Source organism: Hymenobacter sp. (genome assembly GCF_031398885.1).
Lineage (GTDB): Bacteria > Bacteroidota > Bacteroidia > Cytophagales > Hymenobacteraceae > Hymenobacter.
On the sequence record NZ_JANNOD010000098.1, the window covers coordinates 1 to 2616 of the forward strand.

The following is a 2616-nucleotide window of genomic DNA, read 5'->3' on the forward strand; positions in this document are numbered from 1 at the left end:
TTGACACCCAGCCCTGGCGGCGGAAATAAATTCGCGGCTTATCTTCCTCACCTGTAAAGTCCAATCCGGATTACCACCCCGGCCTGTAAAGCGCAGGCCGGATTATCACCTCCACCTGTATAGCTATAGCCGGACGAGACATGCATAGGCAGGGACCGTTTCGGGAAGGGGACGCAACGGCGCCGCAATAGACGCGGGAAAGGCCCGGATGCTTTTTTCGGAGCCGAAGAATGTCGCGTCGTCTCCGCCCGGGCACAGGCTTGGTTCAAGTGAAGCGTCGCGGGAGCCAGTGGGAAGTGGGTGGTGCTGGAATGGCCCCTACTTCGGCCGCCGGGCCAGAAACGCCTGCACGCCCGCCTGCCCGCTGGCCACCAGCTGCTGCTTCTGCGCTTCGGATACGCGCTTGATTTTGGGGTTGAAGCCCAGCGTGCTGATGCTGACCGTGCGCTGCCAGTCGCCGGGCTGGGCGGGGTTCAGGTTTTCGATGGCCACGGTGTAGAGCGCCCCGATGTAGGAGCCGAAGTCGTGCACGTCGTAGGGCGCCAACTGCTGGCGGCCGGTGGCGGCGGTGTCGTAGGCAATCTGCTCGGCGCGGTCGAGGCGCAGGCCCAGGGTTTCGGGGTTGAACACGCGGCCGCGCGCATCGGGCGGCCCGCTGGCGCCGGCGGACAGGTAGCGCGGCTGGTCGAACAAATCGGCGGGGTAATTCGCCAGCAGGCCGCCGTCGACCAGCACCTGCACGGGCTGGCCGGGCGCGGGCTTACCGCTCACCACCTGGCCCCGGGCATCGAGCAGCACGGCCCGGAAGTAGAGCGGAATGCTCATGCTGATGCGCACGGCGTCGGCCACGCGCAGGGCGGGGTGCGTTTCGTAGCTGAACACCTGCGTGCGCTGGGTGGTGAGGTTGGTGCCGGTGGTGTAGAGGTCGCGGAAGCGCCCGGGCTGCTCCCGGGCCAGGGTGTGCAGCTCGCCGAGGGTGAGGTCGGGGCGCCGGGTTTTGCGGGCCACCAGCCCGCTGAGGTAGGTGGCAAACTGGTCGCCGCGGTACCAGCCGTACTGCTTCAGCAGGCGGTGGCTGCCGCCGACGAAGATGAAGCGCCCGTCGTTGAGCCGCTGCACGGGCGTGGCGTTCACCACGGCAATAATCTCGTCGGGCGAATACCCCACCGCCAGCAGCGCCGCCTGAATGGCCCCGGCCGAGGTGCCGCCCACCCGCTCGATGCCGCGCAGCAGCCCCTGCCGCTCCAGCTCCCGGAGCGCCCCGCCGTAGGCAATGCCGCGGATGCCGCCGCCCTCCATCACCAGGTTGCGGTAGGGAGGGCGAGGTGCGCTCGTTGGCGGCAAGTATTGCGCCCGGCCCCCGGCACTTCCGCCCAGCAGCGCGGCAATTGCCAGGCCCCGCAACCACCTCTTTGTAAACATGCCGCCAAGATACCAATGGGCCCGGCGGCCGCGCGGCCTTTCGCAGTCCGCTGTGGCCTCGTCGCTCGTTCCCCGTTGCGGTCCCGGTATCTTTGCGCCCCGACCCTCGTCCCACCGTCCCACCCACCCCCGACTCCGCGCATGGCCCCCACCCCCGGCGACACTGCTCCTCCCGTTTTACCCGGCTCCGTGCTAGTCATCGGCGCCTGCGGCCAGCTCGGCCTCGAACTAGTGGCCGCCCTGCGCCAGCGCTACGCGCCCACCTGCGTGGTGGCCGCCGACGTGCGCCCCCCGAAAAACCCCGAAATGCTGGCCGGCGGCCCCTTCGAGCTGCTCGACGTGCTTGACCGCTCCCGCCTCGACAAGCTCATCCGCCAGTACCGCCCCAAGCAGATTTACCACCTCGCGGCCCTGCTCTCGGCCACGGCCGAAAAGAACCCGCTCTTCGGTTGGCAGCTCAACATGGACGGCTTGCTCATCGTGCTCGAAGCCGCCGTGGCCCACGGCGTGGCCCAGGTGTACTGGCCCAGCTCCATTGCCGTGTTCGGGCCCGACACGCCCCGCGACCACACGCCGCAGGTGACGGTGATGAACCCCAACACGGTGTACGGCATCAGCAAGCTGGCCGGCGAGCAGTGGTGCGAGTGGTACCACCGCAAGCACGGCCTCGACGTGCGCAGCCTGCGCTACCCCGGCCTCATCGGCTACAAGAGCCTGCCCGGCGGCGGCACCACCGACTACGCCGTGGACATCTACCACCGGGCCGTGGCGGGCGAGAATTACGAATGCTTCCTGCAGGAAGACACGTACTTGCCCATGATGTACATGCCCGACGCGCTCAAGGCGACCCTGGATTTGATGCACGCCCCGGCCGACCAAATAAAGGTGCGCACCAGCTACAACCTGGGCGCGATGAGCTTCTCGCCGGCCGAAATCACGGCCAGCATCCGGCAGCACGTCCCCGACTTTCGGGTCACCTACCAGCCCGACGGCCGCCAGCAAATCGCTGACTCCTGGCCCGCCAGCATCGACGACCGCGCCGCCCGCCGGGACTGGGGCTGGCAGCCCGACTTCGACCTCGACAAGATGACGGCCGACATGCTGCTGCATTTAAAGGAGCTGCAGCCGGCGTAAGCTTGGTGGAGCACCTGTTTCACCTCACCCCCGGCCCCTCTCCCGCGGAGAGGGGTGCGT

The 2616-nt window shown here is 68.1% G+C and carries 2 protein-coding genes; one reads left to right on the forward strand and one right to left on the reverse strand.

Features of this window, described 5'->3' with window-relative positions; translation table 11 throughout:
* Nucleotides 1-318: 318 nt before the first annotated feature.
* Complete coding sequence (locus RMO51_RS18395; RefSeq protein ID WP_310397129.1) at nucleotides 319-1422, reverse strand: patatin-like phospholipase family protein; 1104 nt, start codon at nucleotides 1420-1422, stop codon at nucleotides 319-321.
* Nucleotides 1423-1563: 141 nt separating this feature from the next.
* Here RMO51_RS18395 and RMO51_RS18400 point away from each other — a divergent pair, with 141 nt between their 5' ends.
* Nucleotides 1564-2556 carry an NAD-dependent epimerase/dehydratase family protein gene (locus RMO51_RS18400; RefSeq protein ID WP_310397131.1) on the forward strand — a complete coding sequence of 331 codons (993 nt, stop codon included), beginning with the start codon at nucleotides 1564-1566 and terminating at the stop codon, nucleotides 2554-2556.
* The last annotated feature ends 60 nt before the right edge of the window (nucleotides 2557-2616 follow it).